The sequence below is a fragment of the Rhodoferax sp. RT5P35 genome (genome assembly GCF_056521385.1).
In genome coordinates this window covers 1-1,019 of the sequence record NZ_JBWMAX010000379.1, presented here as the reverse complement: position 1 = coordinate 1,019, position 1,019 = coordinate 1, and the positions used below count along the sequence as shown (strand labels likewise).

Sequence of the window (1,019 nt, the reverse complement as noted above, 5' to 3'; positions counted from 1 at the left end):
AGCGGCTGGGCGATGGGCGCGCTGGTACGGCCTGCGTACGAAAAAATACCGTCCACGCCCGCCAGCGCCAAGGCCTGGGCCAGGCGGCTGGCTTCCGTGGTGCCGCCCAAAACGAGGACCCGTGGAAGGAGGTGCTGAATGGCTGAACCCTGGCTATCAATCATAGGTATCGGAGAAGATGGTCTGCATGGCCTGGGCGATGGTAGCCGCTCGGCCCTGGCGCGCGCGCAGCACGTCTTTGGCGGCGCGCGGCACCTGGCGCTGGCCGGTGTGGGCAGCCGGGGCCTGGAGTGGCCGCTGCCGTTTGACATCGCCCCGGTGCTGGCCCTGCGCGGCCAGCCGGTGGCCGTGTTGGCCTCGGGCGACCCGTTCTGGTTTGGTGCGGGTGGCAGCCTGGCAAGCCATTTGGCACCCGGCGAATGGCAGGCTTTTCCGGCACCCTCGACCTTCTCGCTGGCCGCATCGCGCCTGGCCTGGCGGCTGGAAACCGTGCACTGCCTGGCCCTGCACGCCGCGCCCTTTGCCCGTAGCCGCCCGGCATTGCACCACGGCGCGCAACTGCTGTGCCTGCTGCGCGATGGCCCGGCGGTGCGCGACTTTGCGCAGTGGCTGACCCAGCAAGGCTTGGGTGCGTCCCCCGTCTGGGTGCTGGAAGCCCTGGGCGGCCCGCGCGAACGCATACGCCAGTGCGTGGCCAGCACACTGGACTTTGCAGACATCCAAAGCCCTGTTGCGGTCGCTGTACAGGTATCGGGCCCTCTGGGCTTACCGCACACACCCGGCCTGCCCGACGACGGCTTTGCCCACGACGGCCAAATCACCAAATCACCCATCCGCGCCCTCACCCTCAGCGCCCTGGCACCCCGCCCCGGCGAACACCTGTGGGACCTGGGCGCAGGGTCGGGCTCGGTGTCGGTGGAGTGGTGCCTGGCGGGCGGCACGTCCAGCGCGGTGGAGCAGCACGCCGAGCGGGTAGTGAACATCCGCGCCAACGCCGCATCGTTTGGGCTAGACCACCG

Annotated in this window: 1 protein-coding gene; it reads left to right on the top strand. The window is 69.8% G+C overall.

The features are described from left to right. Window positions 1-138: 138 nt before the first annotated feature. Window positions 139-1,019: precorrin-6y C5,15-methyltransferase (decarboxylating) subunit CbiE (gene cbiE, locus AC097L_RS26475; protein WP_479589661.1), on the top strand; the 881-nt coding region annotated here is incomplete at its 3' end.